This is a genomic window from Flavobacterium sp. TSSA_36, from assembly GCF_051547165.1.
Taxonomy (GTDB): domain Bacteria; phylum Bacteroidota; class Bacteroidia; order Flavobacteriales; family Flavobacteriaceae; genus Flavobacterium.
This window is the reverse complement of record NZ_JBPTTP010000001.1, coordinates 232,023-256,091: the sequence shown is the minus strand read 5'-3', so window position 1 is coordinate 256,091 and position 24,069 is coordinate 232,023. Positions and strand designations below refer to the sequence as shown.

General features: G+C 35.3%; 19 protein-coding genes. 10 read left to right on the top strand and 9 right to left on the bottom strand.

What is annotated here, in order from left to right:
• Nucleotides 1-4: 4 nt before the first annotated feature.
• Nucleotides 5-988 (bottom strand): metallophosphoesterase, encoded by a 984-nt coding sequence (locus tag ACSVH7_RS01125; protein ID WP_438064858.1) that lies wholly within the window; start codon nucleotides 986-988, stop codon nucleotides 5-7.
• 67 nt (nucleotides 989-1,055) lie between these two features.
• Nucleotides 1,056-3,869 carry a TonB-dependent receptor gene (locus ACSVH7_RS01120; protein WP_438064857.1) on the bottom strand — a complete coding sequence of 938 codons (2,814 nt, stop codon included), beginning with the start codon at nucleotides 3,867-3,869 and terminating at the stop codon, nucleotides 1,056-1,058.
• A gap of 246 nt (nucleotides 3,870-4,115) precedes the next feature.
• On the opposite strand from ACSVH7_RS01120, the gene ACSVH7_RS01115 reads away from it, so the two are divergent.
• A complete protein-coding gene (locus ACSVH7_RS01115) occupies nucleotides 4,116-5,216 on the top strand; it encodes a DUF4407 domain-containing protein (RefSeq protein ID WP_438064856.1) in 1,101 nt (366 codons plus the stop codon).
• A gap of 67 nt (nucleotides 5,217-5,283) precedes the next feature.
• Here the strand turns inward: ACSVH7_RS01115 and ACSVH7_RS01110 are convergent, their stop codons facing one another.
• Nucleotides 5,284-5,961 (bottom strand): PH domain-containing protein, encoded by a 678-nt coding sequence (locus tag ACSVH7_RS01110; protein ID WP_438064855.1) that lies wholly within the window; start codon nucleotides 5,959-5,961, stop codon nucleotides 5,284-5,286.
• Between the two features lie 252 nt (nucleotides 5,962-6,213).
• Here ACSVH7_RS01110 and ACSVH7_RS01105 point away from each other — a divergent pair, with 252 nt between their 5' ends.
• From ACSVH7_RS01105 to ACSVH7_RS01075, 7 genes are all read left to right on the top strand, one after another.
• Nucleotides 6,214-7,563: a sigma-54-dependent transcriptional regulator gene (locus tag ACSVH7_RS01105; protein ID WP_438064854.1), complete on the top strand. Its 1,350-nt coding sequence runs from the start codon at nucleotides 6,214-6,216 to the stop codon at nucleotides 7,561-7,563.
• A gap of 5 nt (nucleotides 7,564-7,568) precedes the next feature.
• On the top strand, nucleotides 7,569-8,708 hold the full coding sequence (locus ACSVH7_RS01100; protein WP_438064853.1) for an FIST signal transduction protein: 1,140 nt from the start codon (nucleotides 7,569-7,571) through the stop codon (nucleotides 8,706-8,708).
• A 3-nt stretch (nucleotides 8,709-8,711) separates the two neighbouring features.
• The gene (locus tag ACSVH7_RS01095; protein ID WP_438064852.1) at nucleotides 8,712-12,536 is read left to right on the top strand and encodes a PAS domain S-box protein; all 3,825 of its coding nucleotides are present in this window, start codon (nucleotides 8,712-8,714) and stop codon (nucleotides 12,534-12,536) included.
• Nucleotides 12,537-12,675: 139 nt separating this feature from the next.
• Nucleotides 12,676-13,110: a response regulator gene (locus ACSVH7_RS01090; RefSeq protein WP_438064851.1), complete on the top strand. Its 435-nt coding sequence runs from the start codon at nucleotides 12,676-12,678 to the stop codon at nucleotides 13,108-13,110.
• Nucleotides 13,111-13,442: 332 nt separating this feature from the next.
• On the top strand, nucleotides 13,443-15,239 hold the full coding sequence (locus tag ACSVH7_RS01085) for a hypothetical protein (protein ID WP_438064850.1): 1,797 nt from the start codon (nucleotides 13,443-13,445) through the stop codon (nucleotides 15,237-15,239).
• Between the two features lie 90 nt (nucleotides 15,240-15,329).
• On the top strand, nucleotides 15,330-16,553 hold the full coding sequence (locus ACSVH7_RS01080; RefSeq protein ID WP_438064849.1) for a glycosyltransferase: 1,224 nt from the start codon (nucleotides 15,330-15,332) through the stop codon (nucleotides 16,551-16,553).
• A gap of 282 nt (nucleotides 16,554-16,835) precedes the next feature.
• Nucleotides 16,836-17,414 (top strand): NUMOD4 domain-containing protein, encoded by a 579-nt coding sequence (locus ACSVH7_RS01075; RefSeq protein WP_438064848.1) that lies wholly within the window; start codon nucleotides 16,836-16,838, stop codon nucleotides 17,412-17,414.
• Here ACSVH7_RS01075 and ACSVH7_RS01070 read toward each other — a convergent pair.
• The 4 genes from ACSVH7_RS01070 to ruvC all read right to left on the bottom strand — a co-directional run bounded on the left by ACSVH7_RS01070 (nucleotide 17,411) and on the right by ruvC (nucleotide 20,630).
• Nucleotides 17,411-17,785 carry an MmcQ/YjbR family DNA-binding protein gene (locus tag ACSVH7_RS01070; RefSeq protein WP_438064847.1) on the bottom strand — a complete coding sequence of 125 codons (375 nt, stop codon included), beginning with the start codon at nucleotides 17,783-17,785 and terminating at the stop codon, nucleotides 17,411-17,413. The genes ACSVH7_RS01075 and ACSVH7_RS01070 overlap by 4 nt on opposite strands.
• Entirely contained in the window at nucleotides 17,782-18,570 is a 789-nt protein-coding gene (locus tag ACSVH7_RS01065; RefSeq protein ID WP_438064846.1) for a cyclase family protein, read from the bottom strand. The genes ACSVH7_RS01070 and ACSVH7_RS01065 overlap by 4 nt, the downstream gene beginning before the upstream one ends.
• 236 nt (nucleotides 18,571-18,806) lie before the next feature.
• A complete protein-coding gene (gene hemW / locus ACSVH7_RS01060; protein ID WP_438064845.1) occupies nucleotides 18,807-19,973 on the bottom strand; it encodes a radical SAM family heme chaperone HemW in 1,167 nt (388 codons plus the stop codon).
• A gap of 102 nt (nucleotides 19,974-20,075) precedes the next feature.
• A complete protein-coding gene (gene ruvC, locus ACSVH7_RS01055; RefSeq protein ID WP_438064844.1) occupies nucleotides 20,076-20,630 on the bottom strand; it encodes a crossover junction endodeoxyribonuclease RuvC in 555 nt (184 codons plus the stop codon).
• A 138-nt stretch (nucleotides 20,631-20,768) separates the two neighbouring features.
• Between ruvC and ACSVH7_RS01050 the strand changes: the two genes are divergently transcribed.
• Nucleotides 20,769-21,746: a hypothetical protein gene (locus ACSVH7_RS01050; RefSeq protein WP_438064843.1), complete on the top strand. Its 978-nt coding sequence runs from the start codon at nucleotides 20,769-20,771 to the stop codon at nucleotides 21,744-21,746.
• Entirely contained in the window at nucleotides 21,743-22,840 is a 1,098-nt protein-coding gene (locus ACSVH7_RS01045) for a glycosyltransferase family 2 protein (protein ID WP_438064842.1), read from the top strand. Before ACSVH7_RS01050 ends, ACSVH7_RS01045 begins: the two co-directional genes overlap by 4 nt.
• On the opposite strand, the gene ACSVH7_RS01040 is transcribed toward ACSVH7_RS01045, so the two are convergent.
• Nucleotides 22,837-23,553 carry a DUF4184 family protein gene (locus ACSVH7_RS01040; RefSeq protein WP_438064841.1) on the bottom strand — a complete coding sequence of 239 codons (717 nt, stop codon included), beginning with the start codon at nucleotides 23,551-23,553 and terminating at the stop codon, nucleotides 22,837-22,839. The two genes, ACSVH7_RS01045 and ACSVH7_RS01040, sit on opposite strands and share 4 nt — an antisense overlap.
• Nucleotides 23,553-24,032, bottom strand: coding sequence for a hypothetical protein (locus ACSVH7_RS01035; protein ID WP_438064840.1), 480 nt, complete (start codon nucleotides 24,030-24,032; stop codon nucleotides 23,553-23,555). The genes ACSVH7_RS01040 and ACSVH7_RS01035 overlap by 1 nt, the downstream gene beginning before the upstream one ends.
• Nucleotides 24,033-24,069: the final 37 nt, after the last annotated feature.

Sequence of the window (24,069 nt, the reverse complement as noted above, 5' to 3'; positions counted from 1 at the left end):
TTTATTACATTTTTTTATCAATACTAGTTTTAAAAATCACATTACCTTCAGCATCTACCACTTGTGCTAGTAGTTGCTCTTTGGTTAATGAAAAAGTCATGAAACCTGCTTTTTCGGCCCAAAACAAGGTTCCTTCACGACTGCCAGAAGGTCGCACTTCACAGGCGGCACCGGACAAAAATTGAGTAGTATAACGATTTTTGGGCTTGATAATTTGCAGATCATGTTCATGTCCACAGAAATAAGCATCCACTTTGTAGGTTTCAAATATGTTCGCAAATTTACTCTCAAAATTTTTGGTTTCTGGGCTGTCTTTTCGTTTTCCACCACTATACAACGGATGATGCCCTACAACTATTTTCCATTTTACGGAAGGATCTTGAGTAGCTAGCTCTTTGATCAGCCATTCCTTTTGGGCTAAAGTATCTTGCGCCACAATATTATCGTACATTTCTGTTCCTTTTTCATGATACTTATCTATAAAAGGTGAGGTATCCATCACCAAAAGCAACACTTTGTTTCCATCTTCTAAATCAATCATCTTTTTGTAATAAGTTGAAGGCAAATGCCAACGTCTACTAATAGATGAATAATCCAGTTGAGCTTTTATGTTGCCTCTGTAATCATGATTTCCTAAGGTTACATACCAATCGTTTTGCAAACTATAATGGGTATAAACCGTTTCAAAGGAGGCCAACCATGAATAATCCTGCGTACTTCGAACACCGTTGGGATAAAAATTATCTCCTACAGTGATCACAAATTTAGCATCGAGCGTGGCAGCAGCTTTTCCCATTTGGGTGGCTACTTCTTTTTGATAAAACTGACCATAGCGTCCAAAGTCGCCCATTACTAAAAAATCCAAACTCTTACTGGTTTTTTGCAATTGCGGTAAATACCCTTCTGCATAACCTGAAAGATCTCTTTTGGCTGGGTTTTGTGCACTAAGCAGTTGTGCTACAAAAAAAAATATAAACAAATTCTTCATGGGATAAAATTAAAAAAAACAAACAGGAAATACATCCTGTTTGTTTCATTAACAAAACAGACAACAATTACAAGTCGAACTTCAAACCAAAATTATATCTAGCTTGATAGTATTCCATTTGCATTGTACGGGAAGCTATACCTTGGTAATAGCGTAAAGGTTGATTGGTTAAGTTATTTGCCTCGGCAAAAATTCTTAATTTATTAGTTATTTTATAAGAAGCATTAGCATCCAAAAACATTTGCTTGTCATAGTATCTGTCCTCAAATTCGTCAGCACCCAACTCGTCTAAATAATCTGCGGTATAATTCAATGAAATACGTGCAGAAAATCTTTTATTTTCCCATGATAAAGAACCGTTAAACATATGAGGAGCGGTTCCAGGCAAGCTTACATTTGTTCTTTCTTCACCACTGGCATTTGTAACACCTTTGGCATCAGATTCTGTAAAGGTGTAATTCAAATAAACTCCTAAACCTTTAAAGAATTTCCCTGGGATGAAGTCCAATTGTCTTTGTATTGCTACTTCAAATCCATAAATACTCACATTATCACCATTTCTTTGTTGCGTTAATCCCCAATTTCCAGCATTAGTTGCAGGAATTGGATTGGGTTGTCCTGGGAAATCAGCCGTAAAATCAGCATTAGTATATTGGCTATTTCTATAGGTATAAATAAAATTATTCAAGTTTTTATAAAAAGCCCCTCCTGACAATAAACCTACAGATTTATAATATTTTTCGGCCATCAAATCAAAATTATAAGCGTAAGTAGCTTTTAAGTTTGGATTTCCTGCTACGATTTCAGAATCGTCATCTGGAATAACGCTAATAAATGGAGATAAATCATAATAATTAGGTCTAGCTAAAGAAGTAGTAAATGCTGCACGATACACCCAATCCTTTTTACCATTGTATTTAAAAGCTAAGCTTGGCAATACATTTGTATAGGAATTGGTGTTATTGATTTCTTTAAGCTTTTTCTCTTCATCTTCTACATAATTTGCTGTATAGTCAATAGCTGTATTTTCAACACGTAATCCAGCAATCATATATAAATTGGAAGTAAAATCCTGATCCCAACGAATGTAACCAGCATAGATATTTTCTTTAGCTTTATAATTCAACGCCAAATATTCAGAAGGAATATCCTTTTTATTAAACAACAATGGATTATTCAAATCTAAAGCTCCTAAGAATGAATTACTGGCAAATGTTCCTGGAACATATTTTGAACCCGGTTGGAAATTTTCACCATCGTAAGAACTAGATGAAATTACATTTAGGTTCCCAAGTGCGGTAATTGGTGCATTTTCGAAAAACGTGTTTTCTCTTTTTTTGTCTTTAATTCTAGCTCTAGCACCAAATCGAAGTCTTCCTTTTTGATCTTCAATTACTGAGAATGGTACTCTGAAATTTAATTTTGCTCCAAATTCAGATTCTTCAGTATAATTATCGTTTTCAGAAAGCGTTCTGAATTTGAACTTATCTGTTGCATTAGCTCCAAGAGATGAAAGTAATGGAAATCTTGTATCCACTAAATCTTGATTAATATCTAATTTAGTATTTTGATATTCAACATAACGCTCTCCTGGTCTGTCCTCACTAGCTTGTGCATAATTAACAGCCCAATCCATGTCAAGTTTTGAACTTAAAAGATGCTCCCCTCCCATGGCGTAATTTTGTACAATTTGTCGTTCTAAACGTGCGTTTTTGTTATCTTCAATTCCACCTTTTGTTTGTCTTCTCACATCACCTTTATAACCAATTATGTTATCATTTGCGTCATAAGTTGGTTTAATTCCTCGGAATCTAGTACGGTAACGATTTTCAAAATCATCTCTGAAATTATACATCGCATTAACATAAATAGAATTATTTTCGTTAAACTTATAATCCGTTGCTAATGAAAATGAGTTTCGAATACGTTGAACATCATATTTTCTAACATCATATTCTTCCATATAAACTTGGTCTTTTTTCCCTTTCACCCAAACACCTTCAACATTGTCAGAACCAAAATTATTATTGTTATACGAGGCACTTAAAACTGCACCTAATTTTTTATCTAAAAAACGATTCCCTAGTACCAAACCTGCTGTATAATTACCGTTTTCTCTAATTGGGCTATAACCACCTGCAAGCGTAGCCGATACTCTAGGGCCATTTGGAGTCGCACGAGTGATTAAGTTAACCGAACCTCCAATGGCATCGGCATCCATATCAGAAGTAAGCGTTTTGTTCACTTCAATAGTGGATATCATATCAGAAGGAATCAAGTCCATTTGTACATTTCTATTATCGCCTTCCGCAGACGGAATTCTGTCTCCATTCAATGTTACCGAGTTTAAAGAAGGTGCTAAACCTCTAATAATAATATTTCTGGCTTCACCTTGATCATTTTGCATAGTAATACCTGGAACTCTTTTTAAAGCATCTCCCACGTTGGCATCTGGAAAACGACCCACTTGATCTGAAGAGATGATGTTGGTAATATTTTGATTGGTTTTTTGTTTGTTTAAAGCCTTAGATTGCCCTTTTAATCGATCGCCTACCACTACTTCATCTAACTCGGTACCCGTAGCTTTTAAGTTAAAAGTAACACTCACGTTTTTACCACTTTCTACCTCAACCTCCATAGTTTTCATGGCGTACCCCATGTACTTTATTTGTAAGATATACTTCCCTACATTAAGGTTCAAAAACTCATAATTTCCGGTATAATCTGTAACGGCATATTTATTGAATCCTTCTATTTGGATCAAGGCTCCAGGAAGCGGCAATTGATCATCAGCGTCTAATACTTTCCCCGAGACAACCCCTTTTTGAGCATGTCCAACTAGGGAAATTAAGAAAAACAGTACTACTAATTTTGCTTTCATTTTTTTAGTTAAATAGTTATTTGGCAAAAGTAGCACATCAAATTTCATAGTATTTTACCTTACTTTTAACAAAGGATTAACAAACTCAAAAAAAGAAGTATTGCCTAACCATATAACAACTCACGAGAAACAATAAATTAACCTAGTCATAAAAAACAAATCCTAAACAAAATAGAATCAATATTTTATAATGCAAATCAATTTTTGGCGTTAAATTTGTAATCATCAATCAAAAATCAATCAATCATGTTACAATCTTTCTTTATTTTATGTTCCGGAGCGGATAAAAACCTGCTAGAAGGTTGCTCCCAAGGCGAAAAAACCAAATTTGTAGGTATTGGAGCCACCGTATTTTTTACAGCTGTTATGGCTTTTTTGGCGAGTGCCTATGCCTTATTTACTGTTTTCGATAGTGTATATCCAGCCATCGCTTTTGGGTTAGTTTGGAGTTTACTTATTTTTAACTTGGATCGGTTTATTGTCTCAACCATTAGAAAGAGAGCTAATTTTAGTGCTGAATTCCTGCAAGCTACTCCTCGTATTGTATTAGCAATTATCATTGCAATCGTAATTTCAAAACCATTAGAAATTAAAATCTTCGAGAAAGAAATCAACACCGTTCTTTTGAAAGAGAAGAATGCAATGGCTTTGAAAAATAAAAAAGAAGTTACTGCCTATTTTAAAACCGATTTGGATAAAAACAAAGCCGAGATTACCAATTTGAAAACCGAAATCAGTAAAAAAGAGAAAGAAGTCAATACACTTTATGAAACCTATATTGCTGAAGCCGAGGGAACGGCGGGTACCAAAAAACTAGGTAAAGGCCCGGTGTTTAAAGAAAAAATTGCCAAACACGATTTGTCTAAAAAAGAATTGGATACCTTACAAAAAAACAATTTGGCTAAAGTTGCGATGCTGGAAAAAGAAAACAAAAAACTAGAAGCCGATTTGGATAAAAAGGTCACACAAACCCAACCAATTATTGATGGTTTTGATGGGCTAATGGCTAGAATCAATGCTTTGAATAGTTTGCCTTGGCTGCCTTCATTTTTTATTATGCTCCTGTTTTTAGCTATAGAAACTTCGCCTATTATTGCCAAATTATTATCTCCCAAAGGCGAATACGATTATAAGCTAGAAGACCTCGAAACAGCTTTAAAAGCAACCATAGAACAAGACAAATACCAACGAACACTTTTGGTACAAACCAGCGCCGGCATGCACGACAAAGTATATGCGGATATTGCAGAAGATAAAAAATTGTATGACTTACAACGAAAAAACGCAGTTGATTTACTGGAATTACAATCGAATACTTTTGTAGCAAAACAAAAAAGCACTTTATAATGTAATTAATTTTCATAAAAAAAACGTCCTATTTGGACGTTTTTTTATGAAAATAGCAAACCTTTAATTACATCTGACTCAAGATTTCTCTCTTAAAAGCATCGTATTCGCCTTGTAGAATCAAGCCGTTATCCAATAGCTTTTTATAGTTTTGTAATTTGGCAAATAATTCTTCTTGGTTTAGTCCTACATGGCTAGCTGCTGGTTCGGTCTCATTACTAAAACTCGCTTCGTGCGTAGTAATTGCAGGCATTATTTCAGCAAAATTGGTTACTTCTTCTGTTGCTACTTCTTCCACAATTTCAGCTTCTGGAACGGATTCCATCGCGATTGCAGCAGTTGCATTGCTGTTTTTCAGAAGATCCAATTGTTCTTTAGCATAGGTATAAATTTTGCGCGCTTGAATTTTTGGAATATAATCAATCGTTACTTGCAATTCTGTTTTGGTAGCAAAAGTAAACTCTGAACCTAAAATATTTTCTTTTACAAAAGCGCCATCTACCTCATCCCAAGTATAATCAATAAAATGCATCGAAAGTCCAAGATTTTTAGGTTGGCAAATGATAATTCTTTTATTGGTCAAAACGATACTATCAGGCAAAACAGTCAAAGCTGGTTTTTTTTGTACGGCTATATAGCCTACCTCTTCGTTTTTCATTAAAATATCGTTGAGCTTGGCTGTAATTTTCTCTATTGCCTTTGGGTCTTGCTCTTCGTTTAAAAACTTTTTGATTTGTTCTTTCATTGTGCGTTATAAAATAGTTAGGAGTTAGGTCAAAATAAAATTTAAATCTAGTAATTATTCTTTTAACAAAAGTGATGCCTAAATCAAAATCGCAAATAAATGGTGCCATACCAGCCTACTCTGGAGGAAACAGCAGTAAACTAATTGTGTTATTTTTCTTAAGTTGTTATGTTTGTGGAGAAATTAAACCCTTAAAAAAGAGTGTAATAGCTTAATTTTTATTAATTTAGATAGAAATTAGCCTCAAATTTTATGGGAAATTTAAAAATTTTCATTGTTGAAGACGATCCGTTTTTTGGAGAGAGTTTAAAATACCATTTAAAGTTAAATCCTGATTTTACCGTAACTTTAATGGCATCTGGGCAGGAATGTCTTACGCTTTTACATCAAAAACCGGATGTTATTTGCTTAGATTTCGGGTTGCCTGATATTTCTGGAGATGTCTTACTACGCCGCATCAAAGAAATCAACAACAGCATTCCTATCATCATTATTAGTGGGCAAGAAGATATTGAAGTGGCTGTTGATTTTCTAAAATCGGGAGCTTCTGATTATTTGGTGAAAAATAATCATACCAAAGATTTGCTTTGGAACGCCATGCTGAAAATAAGCGAAAATCGAAGTTTAGTGCAAGAAGTGGCCACTCTAAAAGAAAAGTTAGAACAAAAGTTTAGTTTCGAACAAACAATTATTGGTCAAAGTACTGCCATCAAAAATGTATTTATCAAGATTAACAAAGCCTTAAACAACAACATTAACGTATCAATAACTGGAGAAACAGGAACTGGAAAAGAGGTTGTAGCTAATGCGATTCACTATAATTCTGAAAGAAAAAACAAACCTTTTATTGCCGTAAATATGGCGGCTATTCCGAAAGAATTAGTCGAAAGTGAATTTTTTGGTCATGAAAAAGGAGCCTTTACAGGAGCCAATGAAAGGAAGATTGGTAAATTTGAACAAGCCGATGGAGGTACAATTTTCCTAGACGAAATTGCAGAATTAGATTTGAACCTTCAAAGTAAACTTTTACGCGTCTTACAAGAAAGAGAAGTGGTCCGTTTAGGAGGTACTACCAAAATAAAATTTAATGCAAGACTTATAAGTGCGACCCACAAAGATTTAGCTCAAGAAGTAAAAAACGGCCATTTCAGAGAAGATCTTTATTACAGAATTATGGGACTACCTATAGTTTTACCTCCACTTAGAGAGCGAGAAAAAGACACCTTATTATTAGCCAAACATTTTGTGGCACTTTTTGTAAAAGAAAACAAAATGCCTCCGCTTACTTTGACGCAAAGTGCCAAAGACACCCTGTTGAAATATCCCTTCCCTGGAAATATAAGAGAGTTAAAATCGGTAATAGATTTGGCCTGCGTCATGTGTAATGGCTCTGAAATTTGTGCTGAAGATTTGAATTTTAATAGTCTACATACTACTGACTTTTTTCTTTCGCAAGAGAAAACTTTAAAGCAATATACAGATGAGATTATTCTTCATTTTTTGAAAAATAACAACAACGACGTCCTGAAAACATCCAAAAAACTTGATATAGGAAAATCTACCATTTATAATCTTTTACAAACCTTTGAATTAAAAAAATAATCGACATGAAAGTAGCCTCATTTTTATTCGAAAATCAAGATTTTATAAAAGAAATCAATACCGATCAACTACAAGCTGAAAAAGCTACGGTAGTACTAGGATTTGGATCGAGTCAATTGGTCTCGGATGCCAATAACTATAAAATAATTAGAGAAAAGTTTCCCAATGCTCAATTGACAATGGCTTCATCCGCAGGAGAAATCTTCGACAAAGAAGTTTTTGATAACACTATTTCATTAATAGCCATTGAATTTGAGAACAGCAAAATAATGACTTCCGAAGTCAATATTGAAGCCTATACCGATAGCTTTTCGGCAGGAAAAGCACTCGTGGAGCCTTTTGCGAAAGAGGATTTAAAGTTAATTTTCATTCTCTCGGATGGCAGTAATGTAAATGGAAGCGAATTAGTAAAAGGAATCAATGAGGCCACAGGAAGCAAAGTCTTAGTCACAGGAGGATTAGCAGGCGACGGAGCAAAATTTGAAAAAACCTATGTTGGATTAAACGAATTACCTACTTCTGGAAACATTGTCGCTATAGGGTTTTATGGCGAAAAGTTAGAAATATCTCATGGCTCTATTGGGGGATGGGAAAGTTTTGGACTAGAGCGTGTCGTGACGAAATCTGAAAACAATATCTTATATGAAATTGATGGCAAAAGTGTTCTAGACTTGTACAAAACCTACCTTGGTAAATATGCCCAAGATTTGCCAGGTTCAGCTTTATTATTCCCGCTTTCTATCAAAATAAACGAAAAAGAAGATCTAGTGGTGCGCACCATTTTGTCAATCGATGAAGAAAAACATGCCATGACTTTTGCAGGCGACATTCCTAATGGAAGCAAGGTTCGTTTCATGAAGGCAAATTTTGATAAAATCATAGATGCTGCCAGTGATGCTGCCAATCATTGCTTAAAAATGAATGACTCAATGCCCAAATTAGCCCTACTTATTAGTTGTGTGGGAAGAAAAGTCATTCTAAACAACCGAATTGACGAAGAAGTAGAAGCTGTTTCTGATATTTTTAATGACACTACGTTATTGACAGGCTTTTATTCTTATGGGGAAATTTCGCCTCTTCGACCATTTTCTGGCTGTGAATTACACAACCAAACCATGACTATTACTTGTTTTAATGAGCTTTAACCTATGGCTGATTTTCATAAATTACTCCAAAAACAAATCCAAAAATATCTTCCTTCAGGTTGGAGCGAAACTCCTGAGGCGAACACATTTTTGAATGCTGTAAATGATTCTTATGCTTCTTTTGAGAGGGATAAAGAATTGATGAATCACTCCTTTAATGAAAGCGAAAAAGAGTACCATGAAATACATGAAAATTTAAAAAAGGAATACACACTCAAGCAGCAGTCTATCGCCAGCTTGTATGATGGACTTGAAGCTTTAGAAGACGATTACAAAAAATCAAAAGTAAATGATGATGCAGAAGATGATATCCTTTTCATTTCGAAGTATTTAAACCAACAGATAGAAAAACGGAAAAAAACAGAAAAAAACCTGTTACACACCGTTGAGCTATTAAAAACGCTCGTAGCAAATCTTCGCTCAGGGATTTTGGTAGAAGATGAAAACCGAAAAATTCTTTTTACCAATCAACTGTTTTGTACAATGTTTTCTGTACCATTATCTCCTGATGAAATGATAGGAAAAGATTGCGCCGCCTCACAAGAGGAGTCCAAACAGCTGTTCAAAAACCCGAGTGAGTTTAGCCAAGGGATCAACCATATTTTATCGCATAAAAACGCCAAAACCAATGAACTGATAGAAACCGCAGCAGGGCGTTTTTTAGAAAGAGATTATATTCCGATTTATATTGGTAACGAGTACAAAGGGCATCTTTGGAAATACACTGATGTCACAGAACGAATTGAAAACCAGCGATTACTGCAACAAAGTGAAGAACGCAGCAGAATCGTCATGAATTCCACTTTAAATGCTATAATCACCGTAGATGATTCCGGTAAAATCACCTTTTGGAACCATCAAGCAGAAGCCACTTTTGGCTATACACAAGAGGAGGTGCTTGGCAAAATTTTTACTGAATTCATGATTCCTGAGCGAAATAAATCGCAATGGGAAGCCTCTATTCAGGAATTTTTAACAGAAGGTAAAAACGAATTTTTGAACAAACATGTAGAGCTTATCGGAGTTAAAAAATCAGGTCAAGAATTCTTAGCCGAAATCTCTATACTTCCAATCACTCAAAATGGAGAAACTTTTTTCTGTGCCTTTTTACAAGATATTTCCAAACGAAAAGAGGCTGAAAACCAACTTTCAGAAAACGTGGTGCTGCTTCAAACATTACTTGAAAATCTTCAAGCAGGCATTTTAGTGGAAGATATGGATCGCAAAATTTTATTTACCAATCAGCTTTTTTGTGACATGAGGGAAATCAAAATTCCTCCTAAAGAAATGATTGGCCACGAATGTAGAGCATTAATCGCAAAAACTAAATTGCTTTTTAAAGACCAAAAAAAGTTTGTAAATCGTGTCAACCAAATTCTTGAAGAGAAGAAAATTGTGGTTAGAGAACTGATTGAAACGAAAGATCGTCACTTTTATGAGAGAGATTACATTCCCATTATAATTAATGAAGAATACAAAGGTCATCTATGGAAGTACACTGATGTCACCTTGCGAATTCAAAATCAAAATTTACTCGAGCAAAGTGAGGAGCGCAACCGTAACATCATGAATGCTTCTCTAAACGCCATTATCACCATTGATAAAAAAGGGAAAATTACGTTTTGGAATAGACAAGCCGAAGTTATTTTTGGATGGAAAAAAGAGGAAGTTATAGGGAAATCATTGACAGAAACGATCATTCCAAAACAGCATCATCAAGGCCATGACAATGGCATGAAACATTATCTAGCGACAGGTGAGGGCCCCGTATTGAATAAAAATATAGAGCTTCCTGCGGTTAATCGAAAAGGAGAAGAGTTTCCTGTTGAAATAGCCATCATCCCTTTAAAAGAGAAAGGAGGACAATTTTTCTGTTCTTTCATACAAGACATTTCCGAGAGAAAAAAAGCAGAAAACAAACTCAAATATCAAGAAGAAAAATATCGAAATATTATCTCCAACATGAATTTGGGACTCATTGAAGTGGACAATCATGAGGTCATACAATTTACAAATCAGACTTTTCTCAATATGTCAGGCTATGAAATGGAGGAATTGATAGGTAAAAATCCCTCGGATATTTTTGTTTTTGGTGAGAATTTCGAAACCATGCAACGTAAAAGAGAGCTCCGAAAAAATGGAGTTTCAGATGTCTATCAAATTCCAATAAAAGACAAAAGAGGGGATTTGAAATGGTGGGCGATCAGTGGGGCACCCAATTATGACGATAAAGGTAATTTAGTAGGATCTGTAGGAATCCATCTCGATATTACCGATCAAAAAAAATTAGAATTAGAACTCAACCAACAAAAACAAAAAGCGGAAGAAGCCTCTAAAGCTAAAGAAGTATTCCTTGCGAATATGAGTCACGAAATTAGAACGCCTCTCAACGCCATTATCGGTTTTCTCAGAGAATTAGGCAAACAAGAACTCACCGATTTACAAAAGAAATATATCGACAATAGTACGGTAGCTTCTCGTCATCTGTTGGCCATTTTGAATAATATTCTAGACATTTCTAAAATCGAAGCAGGGGAAATGGAACTTGAAAAAGAAGATTTTCTCTTTTCAGAATCCATTGATAAAGTGATTAAAGTATTGCAGCCTTTGGCCAAACAAAAAGGGCTACGACTACAAGCAAGCATTGACCCAAAAATTAATAAGGTATTCAAAGCAGATTCCTTACGCATAGAACAAATTTTATTTAATCTCGTTGGGAACTCCTTAAAATTCACTAGTAAGGGTAGAATTGATTTGATCTGTGAAGTCCTGTCGGATCGAACAAGCACTCAAAAAATCCAAATTAAAGTGATGGATACCGGAATAGGAATGGATCAAAGTTACATTGAAACTATATTTAAAAAATTCTCACAAGAAGACAAAGCGGTCACTCGAAAATTTGGTGGTACAGGACTGGGAATGGCCATCACCAAAGAATTGCTAATGCTGATGCAGGGCGAAATAAAAATTGAAAGCGAAAAAGGAAAAGGCACCACCTTTTTTATAAGCCTTCCGTTAGAGAAAGGAAATCCGGAAAAAATCAAACAAAACAACCAAGAGCTCAATGTTAATATATCTGGTGTGTCCATTTTACTAGTAGAAGACAATAAAATGAACAGAATGGTCATTCAAAATTCTATGCAATATTTTAATTGTTTGGTGACCGAAGCCGAAAATGGCATAGAAGCCTTGGAAATTTTGAAACGACAAACCTTTGATATTATTTTGATGGATATTCAAATGCCCGAAATGGACGGTATTGAAGCTACAAAAATTATCCGCAACGAATTCAAACTGAAAATTCCAATTATTGCCCTCACTGCCAATGCCTTCAAAACAGAAATTGAAAACTGTAAGAATGCCGGGATGGATGATTATGTAACAAAACCCTTCGATGAATTTGTGTTGATAGAGACAATCGCCAGACTTACCGCAGACCGAGTGCAGAACGACACCGTTTCGAAAGAGGAACCCAAAAAAGAGGTAATGGTGTATAATTTGTCTGTCTTGAGAAATTTAAGTAGAGGTAATACAGATTTTGTGCAAAAAATGATAACCATCTTTATCGATCAAACCACTCAAACACTACTCGATTTGGAGCAAGCCTTTCAAGATAACCATTTTGAAGAAGTCGGCCGATTGATACATAAAATAAAACCAAGTGTAGACAGCTTGGGCATTGCTGAAGTGATACCAAACATGAATGCTTTAGAAAAAGCAGCAAAAACGGCCACACATAAAGAAGATATTGCGGCTTTACTTCACGCTATTCAACCCATTTTAGCCCTTGCCGTATCACAATTAAAGCAAAACGAACAGACTATCTAAAATTTAAAAACTCTTTTTTTTGGACTAATTTTCCAAAATTTGGAAAAATGTACTATGGCATACTCTCAAAAACCCTTTATTTACAAGGGTTTTTGTTTTTGGCACAAGATTGGCATTACTCATGGAAAATTAAAGCACCATGGAAAATCTACCCCAATTCAAATTTTTTGTTGTTGATGATGATATTTTTTGTTCTAATATGTTTGAGCAATATTTATCCCAACTTAACCACACTGACATTTCTTGTTTTAGTAATGGAAATGATTGTTTAAACAATTTAGATCAAAATCCGGATATAATCTTTCTTGATTATAATATGGATGATTTGACGGGATTTGAAGTTTTAAAAAAAATAAAACGTACCAATCCAAACATTTATGTAGTGATGGTCTCTGGTCAAGAAAGCCTCAAGACAGTAGGTGACACACTAAAATATGGCGCATTTGATTACATCGCTAAAGACGCTACTGTTTGTCATAAAATGAAAGAAGTCATAGACCAAATCATCCAAGTTAAAAGTGAACTTCGTAAAGCGAATCCCTCTCTTTTTAGTAGAATGTTGAGTCTTTTTTAGCCTAAGTCTAGAGTTTTCTATGACCTACAATTTTGGGTTTAATTCTGAAAATTCAAACCAATTGAAAGGCGCTCAAAGTACAGTGCTCCCTAAAGTGGATGATTGCTAAACTCGTGCAGTTAGATCCCAAAAAGCGCTATCTTTTTTAAGATAGCACGAACGCACCAATTGATTTAGCGGCCCTGCGGCTTACTTCAATTATTCCTCAAAAAAAACAGTTTTTCCAGATTTTGGAAAAAATGATGTAAAAAAGTATTTAAAAACCCAGCAAAATCGGGGGTTTTAAGTTTTGGCATCATTTTTCAATACTTATTGGTATAAAATAGTAATCCATGAAAACGGCCCTCAAATTAACCGGACATCATTTTTCTTTGCAGCAAACTCTGGACAAACAGGCTTGCATTACCCTTGCCAGTATTTCCAAGCGAGAGGTGGAGGCTAATTATTTTTGGAATGCAAATACTAGTGAACCTTTATTTTTGAAATTCTACAAAATTGCAAGTAAAAGGGATTGGCTTTTTACAAAAGGAATGCAACTCGTTTTTTTCTTGCATTTGCAACGTTTTTTTTTCAAACAAAAAAAATGGTTCTATACTTTGGATGCTCCAACGCTTTTTGATTGCAATGGTGATTGGACTTTGTGTACAAGCACGGTTGGACTTTACCTGAAAAATATCTTGTATGCTCACAAAACGTGCTACAAAATAGCTTCTTCAGCGTATGCAGAAAGTCTGATTCAAAACGAGTATCAAATATTGAAGAAAATTCAAGAGACTCGAAATGAATTTATAACTCCCCTCGTTCATCGGATTAATTCAACTGTTATTCAACTCTCAGATATTACAGAAAAACGGGCACGAACAAACCGATTTACTGATGCTCACTGGGCGGTCCTCAAGGAAATGACTTTGCTGCAAAAACAACATTCCCTTATAGGAAATTGGTCTTGGTTTAAAACATTAGAATGGGAATTTCTAGAGATTCATGAGGACCGGATTCCAAAAAACTTGATTCGGAAAATTACCATGATTTTGGAAGGAATATCTAATTATGAAAAGATAAGCTTGAGTCTCTCTCACGGCGCGTTTACCTCTGCTAACTTGTTTCAAGCGGGAAACACATTAGCTTTACATAATTGGGAAAATGCCAGTTTTGATCGGCCTTATGCTTTTGATTATTTCCATTTTGTATTTTATCAAGGTGGTATCATCGATAGAAAAAATTGGTCCGAAATATACAACGATCTCAAAGAACAATGTGTCAATAGTCAAGGACAATGCCTCTTTGAAAATGAATTTACTGTGTTCAAAACACAATTGAAATGGTATTTATTAACCCATGTCATGGATCAGCTCAAGATGTATTCTGAACTTCCGGAATGGTCTAGCGAAATGCTAAGATGGCTTGAGTTATGGAATGAAGCCTTAGATGATTTAGTAATGCCTTATTATTCCATAAGAGACCTGGTTGTCATGGATTTTTTTGACAGTATTCAAAATGCAGAGTACGGAGCCTTGCAATTGTTGGATGGACCTCCTGAAAAATGGCATGAAAAAGAAGTTTTAAAAATAGTGACCAGAAAATATGAGGCTTCAAAAATGTTGCATTTCCTCTCTAATCACCATTTGGTAAAAACGATTTATGTTCAGAAAAAATCTCATGAATATAAGATAGAAGCGGTACTTACTGATGATTCTTGTTTGTCGTTCCTACTGATATGGCAGTTGAAAGTGAAAACACTTGAAATCATGAACGCTCACGAAGTATTTCAAAATAATTTTGTTTCTCCTTTTGGTATTAAACATGCTAGAAACATTGACTCGGCGCGATTTGTTGTTTTGACTTCTCAATTATTAAAGGTCACAGTACCTAGCCATTTTAGAGCTTCTCTAGAAGTGCTGAAAAAATCGCAACATGTGTTTGATCTTGAAATTTTAGCATGTTGCAAAGAGGACTTCAGTCAGCAGAATAAATTATATCAAATCATAAAAAACAAACCAAAAAACCAATCTTTTAACTATTTAAAAAATGTGATTTTATATGGTTGGGATACTGTAAAAACACACATAAATAAAGGTGAATTTTCATCAAGACCGATTCAGAAAAAACTACAGATGCTACCACTATAAGCAATAGTATAGGAACTAGGAATCCAATTTTTTTAAATAAATATTAAGGTATAATTGGTGGTTATCTGCCAAACTAAAACAATAGAAATCATGATGCACAAAACAATTTTAGCTACCTGCTATGCGGTCAATCCCTATAAAGGTAACGAAGAAAAAATGGGTTGGAATTTTATCCTTCAAATTGCCCGTTATCAAAAAGTAATTGCTATCACGCGACAAAGTAACCAACTCGCTATTGAAAAATATATAGCAGACAATCCCAATACAGATTTCAAGAACATTTCCTTCTTGTATTTTGATTTGCCTTATTGTATGCATATTTCAACAAAGGGAGCTTTCTTGTACTATTGCATGTGGCAACGATATGTTATTCGGTTTATTAAAAAACAAAAAATAAATTATGATATTGTGCATGATGTGAATTTTCATAATGATTGGATGCCTAGTTACTTGTGGAAATTGAACAAGCCTATGGTTTGGGGGCCTATCGGTCATCATCCTAGTATATCAAAAGAATATTTGAAACGCTATTCTCAAAAGCAACAGTGGCTAAATCAATTGACTTGGATAACCCAAAAAACTTTTTGGAAACACTCGCCTTCTTTGAAAAAAACCATTAAAAAAACAGCTCATATTTGGTGCATGAATCCAATTATTCCAACCACTCTTGGACTGAAAGACGAGAAATTTTCAATTTATCCCTCTGTCCCGGCAGAAGATTTTTATGTTGGAAAAAAGAAAGAAAACAATCAATTTCATGTTTTGAGTGTGGGGCGATTCGTATCTTTAAATGCATTTGAGTTGACGCTTCATTCCTTTATCGGATTTACGAAATCTCTCCCCGACGCTGAACAACAATTATGCAAACTAACGCTAGTTGATACAGGACGTAAAAAAGAATTGTATCAAAAAATTATCAAAAAAAATCAAGCAGAAGATTTGGTAATCATAAAAGAATCCTTGGATCACGAGTCATTGAAAGCTGAATATCAAGAAGCAACTGTTTTTCTTTTTCATACGAACGAAGTCAAAGATACCGTCATTGCTGAAGCACTTTCGTTTGGCTTGCCTATTATTTGTATAGAAAATCATGACTTAAATCCATTTATTGACGAGTCCTCAAGTATTTGTATCCCAAAACAAAACTACACCGCTACGATAATCAGTTTAAAACATGCGCTTTTAAAGCTATACAAAATTCCGCATCTCACGGATAGAATGAGCCAACAAGCTCGAAAACAATTCGAAAATAAATTTAGTTGGGAAAGTAGAGGTGTCTATTTGCAAAATATTTACAACACACTAATCACATAATCGATGCGCGAAAGAAGTGCATGCTATAATTTTCAGAAATGAAGCAGTAAGAAATCGTTTGAGGCTGAAATTTTGTAATCAAAAATATGCATCCAAATGCCTCTTAATGCCTTGTAAATACTGGGTTTTTTAGATTTAAAACCTAAAAATCAGCAAATTTTATACCTGAAAAATGAACATTAAATAGCCAATTGTTTACAAAAAAAAATAAATCCCTTCTTTATTTCTTGACAATGAGAATTTTATTTAGCTATATTTGCTGTAAATCAATCTAAACCACATATGATTCGATTATATCCAAACGAACAAATTAAAGAATTCGACGTACACGAATCCTTACAATTGCGTTATGCAATTACTAGCAGAGGAAGACTCATTAGCTTTAAAGACCGCATTGAAGAAGGTCGTGAATTGAAAGGAAGCATGATTGATGGCTACCGAATTTTTCGCTACAAAGTGAATAATGGTGAAAAACCATCCAATCGACACTTGTTTTTTTACAAACTCATAGCGGAGCATTTTATCCCCAAACATTCAGATGATCAAGTACATGTGCTACATTTAGATTATGTTCGCGATAATGATTCGCTCCGTAATCTAAAATGGGCTACAAGAGAAGAATTTTTGGAACACAATCGAAAAAGTCCTCATGTAATTCAGGCCAGAAAAAATTTACTTGCTCACAACATTAAAGCCGACGGAAGAAAACTCACTTCAACGAATGTGATTCGGATTAAAAAAATGCTGCAAAATCCCAACAGAAAAACCAGGATTAAAATGATTGCCAAGCAATTTGGTGTCAGCGAAATGCAAATTTTCCGTATTAAATCTGGGGAAAATTGGGGGCATATTGTTGTCTAATCAATAGGTAAAGTAGCAATTTCGGCCTGTATTTTTTTCGTAAGACTTTTAAAAACCAAGTCATACGAATGGTCGATTAATTCCTTGAGCATAGCATCTGGAACATCTTGATTAATTGCAACGGTGTTCCAATGTATTTTGCTCATATGATATCCTTCGTTGATGGCATCGTAATTGGCACGTAATTCCAAGGCGTGTTCGGGATCACACTTGAGATTCACCGAGGGCTCTTGTTTTTCCCATTGTTGTAATGAGGATAACGCAAACATTTTGCCACCTACTTTAAAAACTAAAGTATCTTCATCAAACGGAAAATGCTCTGTTACTGCTTTTTTTGATAAGCAGTATTCATAAAAAGTTTCTAAGTTCATAATGTCTCGATTTGGTATAAAATAGGTTTACTCGGACTGGCATCATTTTCAAATGAAGCGATTTGTAAATTCAACACATAAGCACCATCTAGTACTTCATCGGACACGTAAATCATTTCGGTAATGGTACAATTCAGTCTCGCATCTGCATTCAGATTTTGCACATTTTTTACATTCCAAAACGCTTTGTGCGCCAATAATTTTCCCTCATCTTTCTCTTTGTCTACACTGGGCAAATCGATTAGCAAATGTTGAATACCATTTTCACGAATAAAATGTGCCGCTTCTTCCGAAAGATATGGTGGATTGGTATTCGAATAGTTTAAGTGTTTTTTACGTTTAAAATTGGGCAAAGTCCTAATTACTACCGCTTCAAAAGAAATACCCGATTGTAATGTCACCTCGAGCGCAGTCGAGAGGCTTTTTAATGTAATGACTAAATCTTCTCCCTGCACTTCTGGAACGACAGAAATCAATTCGGCACGAAAGAAAAACTGTTGCAAACATTGATTCACACTGTAAAATTCACGTGTAATATGTCCCAAACATTCGGTATGCGTCCCGTGCCCGTGCGGATTGAAAAAGATGTTATTAAAATTGGTCGAGGAACTTCCTTCCGATACTTTCCCTACCCAATCCCCAAAAACTACGGGTTCAATGATAGGTTTTTCGATATACCAAGCAATAGGATTTTCATCGGTATTGGTCAAAGGAATCGAAATATCAATAGGTTTTGATAGGTTGATTATGACAGTTTGGTCATTCAGTTCGATTGTGGTTTTCATTGTTTAAACACTAAGTTCACTAAGAAGTCACAAAGAACACAAAGCTTAGTGAAACTTTGCGTATTTTTTTGTGCCCTTTGATGGTTAATAAAACACTAAGTTAATAAAGAAGGCACTAAGTTCACTAAGCTTAGCGAACTTAGTGGTTAATTAAAATACTAAGCTCATTAAGAAGACCACATTGAACACAAAGCGTAGTGAACTTAGTGCCTTCTTAGTGCCCTTTGTGGGTAAACTCATTCCGAATTTATATAAAACAGATCACTCGCAATGCCATCTGTCAAGAATTTTCCTTTAGAAGTTGGTTTCAGAATATTATTCTCAATAGCGAGCAACTCATCCTTTATAAATTTCTCTGACTGTTTGATAAGATAATCTAAATAAAGTTCCCCAAATTCCCTTTCAATGCTGTCCAATGAAACGCCCCAAATCGTTCGTAATCCTGTCATAATGTATTCATTATAACGGTCGGTTGTAGATAGGATTTCTTTTTCGTTGGGCAATTGATCTTGTTGCATGGCTTTTAAATACAAGGCATTATTCGCCACATTCCAACTTCTCGAAATCCCATCGTAACTGTGCGCCGAAGGACCGATTCCAATGTATTTTTTGCCCAACCAATACGCAGAATTGTTTTTCGAGAAATAATTTTCTTTTCCAAAATTGGACAACTCATAATGAATAAAACCATTTTTATCGAGGGTTTCGACTAATATTTGGAAATGGGCTTCGGCTACTTCGTCTTTAGGCGCATCAATTTTGCCCTTTTGAATGAGTGTATTTAAAGCAGTTTTAGGTTCTACCGTCAAGGCATAACTCGAAATATGAGGCACACCAAAACGCAATGCTGTTTCGATATTTTGCTGCCATTGTTCATCACTCATCCCAGGAATACCATAAATCAAATCGATCGAAATATTATCGAAATATTGGGTGGCAAGCTCCAAACATTTTTGGGCTTCAGCCGAATTATGCGCGCGATTCATCATCGCCAAATCGGCTTCAAAAAACGACTGAATTCCGATGCTGAGTCTATTGATTGAACTTTTGGATAATTCTACAATTCGCTCACTGGTCAAATCATCGGGATTCGCTTCAAGGGTAATTTCTGGATTTTCAACAACATTGTAATGATGGTAAACTTCCGCAATCAAGAATTCAATTTCCTCCGTAGTCAGTACCGAAGGCGTTCCTCCTCCAAAATAAATGGTTTCCACTTCCGAGAATTCAGCATCATTTTTGTCACTTCGAGCGCAGTCGAGAAGCTCACTTTTACGCATTTGCAATTCTTTGGCCAAAGCCAAAACCATCTCCTCTTTTTTCTTCATCGAAGTAGAAAAATGAAAATCGCAATAGTGACACGCTTGTTTGCAGAATGGGATGTGAATATAAATACCTGCCATTTTAATTAGATAATTTGTCAATTAGATAATGAGGTAATTTGTCAATTGGATAATTTTTCTCATTGTCTATAAATTATCTAATTTTCAAATTTTCTCATTGACTCATTTTTTTACCCGCTCCTCATTCTGTTTCACGAAAGCATCCCAACCTGAATAGTTTTTTTCACCGATTGTTTTACCGGAATTAAAGAAGTGGCAAACTGCCGCAGCCAAACCATCAGTAGAGTCGAGGTTTTTGGGTAGTTCTTTTAATCCTAAGAGTTGTTGCAGCATTTTGGCCACTTGTTCTTTGCTGGCGTTTCCGTTGCCGGTGATGGCCATTTTTATCTTTTTGGGTTCGTATTCGGTAATAGGAATATCTCTGGAAAGTCCCGCAGCCATCGCCACACCTTGTGCACGGCCCAATTTCAACATCGATTGTACGTTTTTGCCAAAGAAAGGCGCTTCAATCGCGATTTCGTCGGGATGGTGCGTTTCGATCAACTCAATGGTGCGCTCGAAAATGACTTTTAGCTTTTGGTAATGGTTGTCGTATTTGGACAATATTAACTCATTGAGCTGAATGAATTCCATTTTCTTGTTGATAACCCGAATCAACCCAAACCCCATAATGGTAGTTCCTGGATCGATGCCTAATATGATACGTTCGTTTGACAATTTTTTAGTTTAATTGTTACGCTAAGTTGCTCCAAGCTAACACGAAAATTCACAAAGCTTTCTTTATTGGATAAAATTCAAGATTCTTTGTGAAACTCTGTGTCTCTTTGCGTTTCTTTGCGCAATAGTTTCTACGGTATGATTTCAATTCCACACAAAACTAAACAATTCCTTGTACTTCTAGTCAAACTTTTGATTGTAGGGGGAGCGTTTTATTTTATCTACAACCAACTCGCCAATAATGACCAACTCGATTGGGAGAAGTTTATCGTGTTGTTTCGCAAGAATCAATCGGTGGGAGGCATTCTTTTCATTCTCTCGTTTAGTGTCTTGAATCGGTATTTTGAAATCTTGAAATGGCAAAACTTAGTGGGCTTTCTGCATCCCATTTCTATAGGCGAATCCACCAAACAAGTGTTGGCTGCTTTAACCGCAGGTTTGTTTACCCCAAACGGCGTGGGTGAATACGCTGGGAAAGCCTTGTATTTTGATAAAAAATCAACCCAAAAAATCATCTTTTTGAACCTGATTTGCAACGGAATTCAAATGATTTTGAGTGTCATTTTTGGCATTTTTGGTTTGTTATATTTCAATGCAATTTTCGCTATTATCAAACCCAAAACCGTGCTTTTACTCTTTGGAGGGCTTTTGTTGATTGTGCTGATTGTATTTTTTTCAAAGAAAATCAACATCAAAGGCTATTCTATTGAAAAACTACTGCATAAAATCAATGAGATTCCAAAAGCGATTCATCAAAAAAACATCCTATTAGGTACGTGTCGCTACTTGGTATTCTCGCATCAATACTATTTTTTGTTTTTGGCATTTGATGTGGATTTACCCTATTTGAAGATGATGGCGGCAATTGCTTCGGTCTATTTTCTGGCGTCGTCTTTGCCTACTTTTCAGTTTTTGGATTTTGCGGTAAAAGGAAGTGTAGCGGTATTTTTCTTTGGAATATTGGGCGTTAACGAGTGGATTGTGGTTTTCATTTCGACTTTAATGTGGTTTTTGAACGTAGTATTACCAGTGGCCATTGGAAGTTATTTTGTTTTGAAATTTAAAAGCCCCTTAGCCTCCGATGGTGGAAACATTAATCTCAAAGAAAAACAATGATTTTTGTTTTACTAGGCATAGTAATCGTTTATGTGCTGATTATAAGTTGGCTCATCTATGGTTGCACCCAAGTGCCGTTGTATTCTAAAAAAGAGGTAACTCCAAAAACCACGTTCTCTATTTTGGTTCCTTTTCGTAATGAAGCCGAAAATTTACCGATTTTATTAGAAAGTATTGCAAAACTTAAGTATCCGTCGGATTTATTTGAAGTGATTTTGATAGATGATGCATCGGAAGAAAAGTTCTCAGTTCTCAGTTCTCAGTTCTCAGTAAGAATTATCAACACCATTCGACAATCGAATTCTCCTAAAAAAGATGCCATAACCACGGGGATTCCTTTGGCCAACAACGAGTGGATAGTGACCACAGATGCCGATTGTATTGTCCCTGAAAATTGGTTGCTCACGATGGATGATTATATCCAAAATCATGCTGTTGAAATGATTGCTGGGGCGGTAACTTATGACTGCAACCCTTCTTTTTTACATCATTTTCAGCTGCAGGATTTAATGAGTTTACAAGGCGCTACCATTGGAAGCTTTGGGATTAACAAAGGCTTTATGTGCAATGGTGCTAATTTTGCTTATACTCAATCTCTTTTTCAAAAGTTGAACGGTTTTGAAGGCAATGACAAAATAGCCAGCGGCGATGATGTTTTCTTGTTGCAAAAAGCCATTGGACAATGTCCGGAAAAAGTACATTATTTAAAATCGAAAGATACAATTGTTCAAACGCAAGCAGTAGCGACTTGGAGGTTGTTGTTTCACCAACGTGTAAGATGGGCTTCAAAAACAAGTGCTTACCAAAGTTTATTTGGAAAAATGTTGGGACTCCTTGTTTTCATTACGAATTTTGTTTGGGTATGTTGTTTTGTAGTAGCCATTTTTGGAAAGATTCCACTTCCTTTTCTTGGATTGTATTTCCTTATCAAATTTGGAATTGATTCCGTAATTATTTTACAAACTCATTGCGTTTTAAGCAAAAGCAAAATGCGCTATTGGATTTTAAGCAGTTTGTGGTATCCCTTTTTTAGTACTGCAGTAGCTTTATATTCATTATTCGGAAAATATGAGTGGAAGGGGAGACGCTTTTAACTGGCTTTTAACCGAGAGTTAAAAACAATTCCCATCACTGTCATACTTATAAAAACCGAAGAAATGACACCCACAAGGATGTCACCAATAGTGTTTCTGTTCGTTACTAAAACAAATCGTAATACGATGCATATACCCGAGACCAATCCAATGCCACGCCAATAAAAAGAAGAAATTGGAAGTATTGTGAGCGGCACTTTAGTTTGTTGTATGAAATAACGTGAAATAAAAAAAAGGCCTAACAAAGAACTGAGATATTGCAAAATGTCATAGCAGGCAACATGGGATATCTTTTGATTCAAAAATGCGCTTCTAAGGACTAAATAGCCATCCCAATGGGTCATAGAATCCCAAATCAAATGGGTGAACACGCCAACAAAAAAAGAAAAAAATACAGTGGTTTTGTTTTTATTAAAATAGGACAACCAATCAGAATGTTTCAAGGTTTCTAATCTTTGTTGAAAAAAAAGGGGCAAGTTAGTGAGTAATGGTTTTTTTATAATTTGATGAAAAAGTAAAACGACCAAGATACTCAAAGGCAAATCTATCAAAAAAACACCAGGTAACTTATGACTAATTTCACTTTGCATTCGCATTCTAAAAAAGAATTCTAAATCTGGCGCAAATGTTCCAATGAGTAATCCGGTTGCGGACACTCTTTTGTTTTTCAAAAAAGGGAGGGCTATGGCTGCGTGTGAAAAAGTAAACGGCATTATTTATTTACTTTGATAATTACAGGTAAAATAAATTGGGTTTTTACTGGAATACCCCGTTTTATGGCTGGATTTATTTTTGGAAAACCAATCAAACGCGCTTGAAGGATACTGTCAATTTTTATGGTATCGTAGGCTACAGAATCTTTAGGGAATTGGGGTTCAAATCGTAAGGTTGCGTTTGGGAACACAGTTACTTTTACTTCAATAGTGTCTAATTCAGGATACAAAACCGCTAACGTGTCTACATTTAATTTTTCTTGAATGAGCTGGGTTAGCCGCTCAAAAAAACACTGTTGTTGTTCTTGCTTGTCAATGATTTTATCACAGGCAGCTAGGCTAGGGTATTGGTCAACTTGTTTCCAATTGATGGCTTTTAATTCCTTTTGAAGCAACTCTTTTTCAGAAGGGACTTGCTTCTCAAAATAGCTACAGGAAGTAAAAAGGAATAAAAAAAAGTAAAAGAAATACGGTTTCAACGCTTGTTTTTTTGATTGGATAATAATTATAAAAATA

What these genes read in the sequence shown, in the direction of transcription:
- ACSVH7_RS01085 (WP_438064850.1), top strand. Translation starts at nt 13,443, where the DNA reads ATGAAAACGGCCCTCAAATTAACCGGACATCATTTTTCTTTGCAGCAA.
- ACSVH7_RS01095 (WP_438064852.1), top strand. Translation starts at nt 8,712, where the DNA reads ATGGCTGATTTTCATAAATTACTCCAAAAACAAATCCAAAAATATCTT.
- ACSVH7_RS01125 (WP_438064858.1), bottom strand. Translation starts at nt 988, where the DNA reads ATGAAGAATTTGTTTATATTTTTTTTTGTAGCACAACTGCTTAGTGCA.
- ACSVH7_RS01080 (WP_438064849.1), top strand. Translation starts at nt 15,330, where the DNA reads ATGATGCACAAAACAATTTTAGCTACCTGCTATGCGGTCAATCCCTAT.
- ACSVH7_RS01050 (WP_438064843.1), top strand. Translation starts at nt 20,769, where the DNA reads ATGATTTCAATTCCACACAAAACTAAACAATTCCTTGTACTTCTAGTC.
- ACSVH7_RS01120 (WP_438064857.1), bottom strand. Translation starts at nt 3,869, where the DNA reads ATGAAAGCAAAATTAGTAGTACTGTTTTTCTTAATTTCCCTAGTTGGA.
- ACSVH7_RS01045 (WP_438064842.1), top strand. Translation starts at nt 21,743, where the DNA reads ATGATTTTTGTTTTACTAGGCATAGTAATCGTTTATGTGCTGATTATA.
- ACSVH7_RS01040 (WP_438064841.1), bottom strand. Translation starts at nt 23,553, where the DNA reads ATGCCGTTTACTTTTTCACACGCAGCCATAGCCCTCCCTTTTTTGAAA.
- ACSVH7_RS01105 (WP_438064854.1), top strand. Translation starts at nt 6,214, where the DNA reads ATGGGAAATTTAAAAATTTTCATTGTTGAAGACGATCCGTTTTTTGGA.
- ACSVH7_RS01115 (WP_438064856.1), top strand. Translation starts at nt 4,116, where the DNA reads ATGTTACAATCTTTCTTTATTTTATGTTCCGGAGCGGATAAAAACCTG.
- ACSVH7_RS01100 (WP_438064853.1), top strand. Translation starts at nt 7,569, where the DNA reads ATGAAAGTAGCCTCATTTTTATTCGAAAATCAAGATTTTATAAAAGAA.
- ACSVH7_RS01110 (WP_438064855.1), bottom strand. Translation starts at nt 5,961, where the DNA reads ATGAAAGAACAAATCAAAAAGTTTTTAAACGAAGAGCAAGACCCAAAG.
- ACSVH7_RS01090 (WP_438064851.1), top strand. Translation starts at nt 12,676, where the DNA reads ATGGAAAATCTACCCCAATTCAAATTTTTTGTTGTTGATGATGATATT.
- ACSVH7_RS01070 (WP_438064847.1), bottom strand. Translation starts at nt 17,785, where the DNA reads ATGAACTTAGAAACTTTTTATGAATACTGCTTATCAAAAAAAGCAGTA.
- ACSVH7_RS01075 (WP_438064848.1), top strand. Translation starts at nt 16,836, where the DNA reads ATGATTCGATTATATCCAAACGAACAAATTAAAGAATTCGACGTACAC.
- hemW (WP_438064845.1), bottom strand. Translation starts at nt 19,973, where the DNA reads ATGGCAGGTATTTATATTCACATCCCATTCTGCAAACAAGCGTGTCAC.
- ACSVH7_RS01065 (WP_438064846.1), bottom strand. Translation starts at nt 18,570, where the DNA reads ATGAAAACCACAATCGAACTGAATGACCAAACTGTCATAATCAACCTA.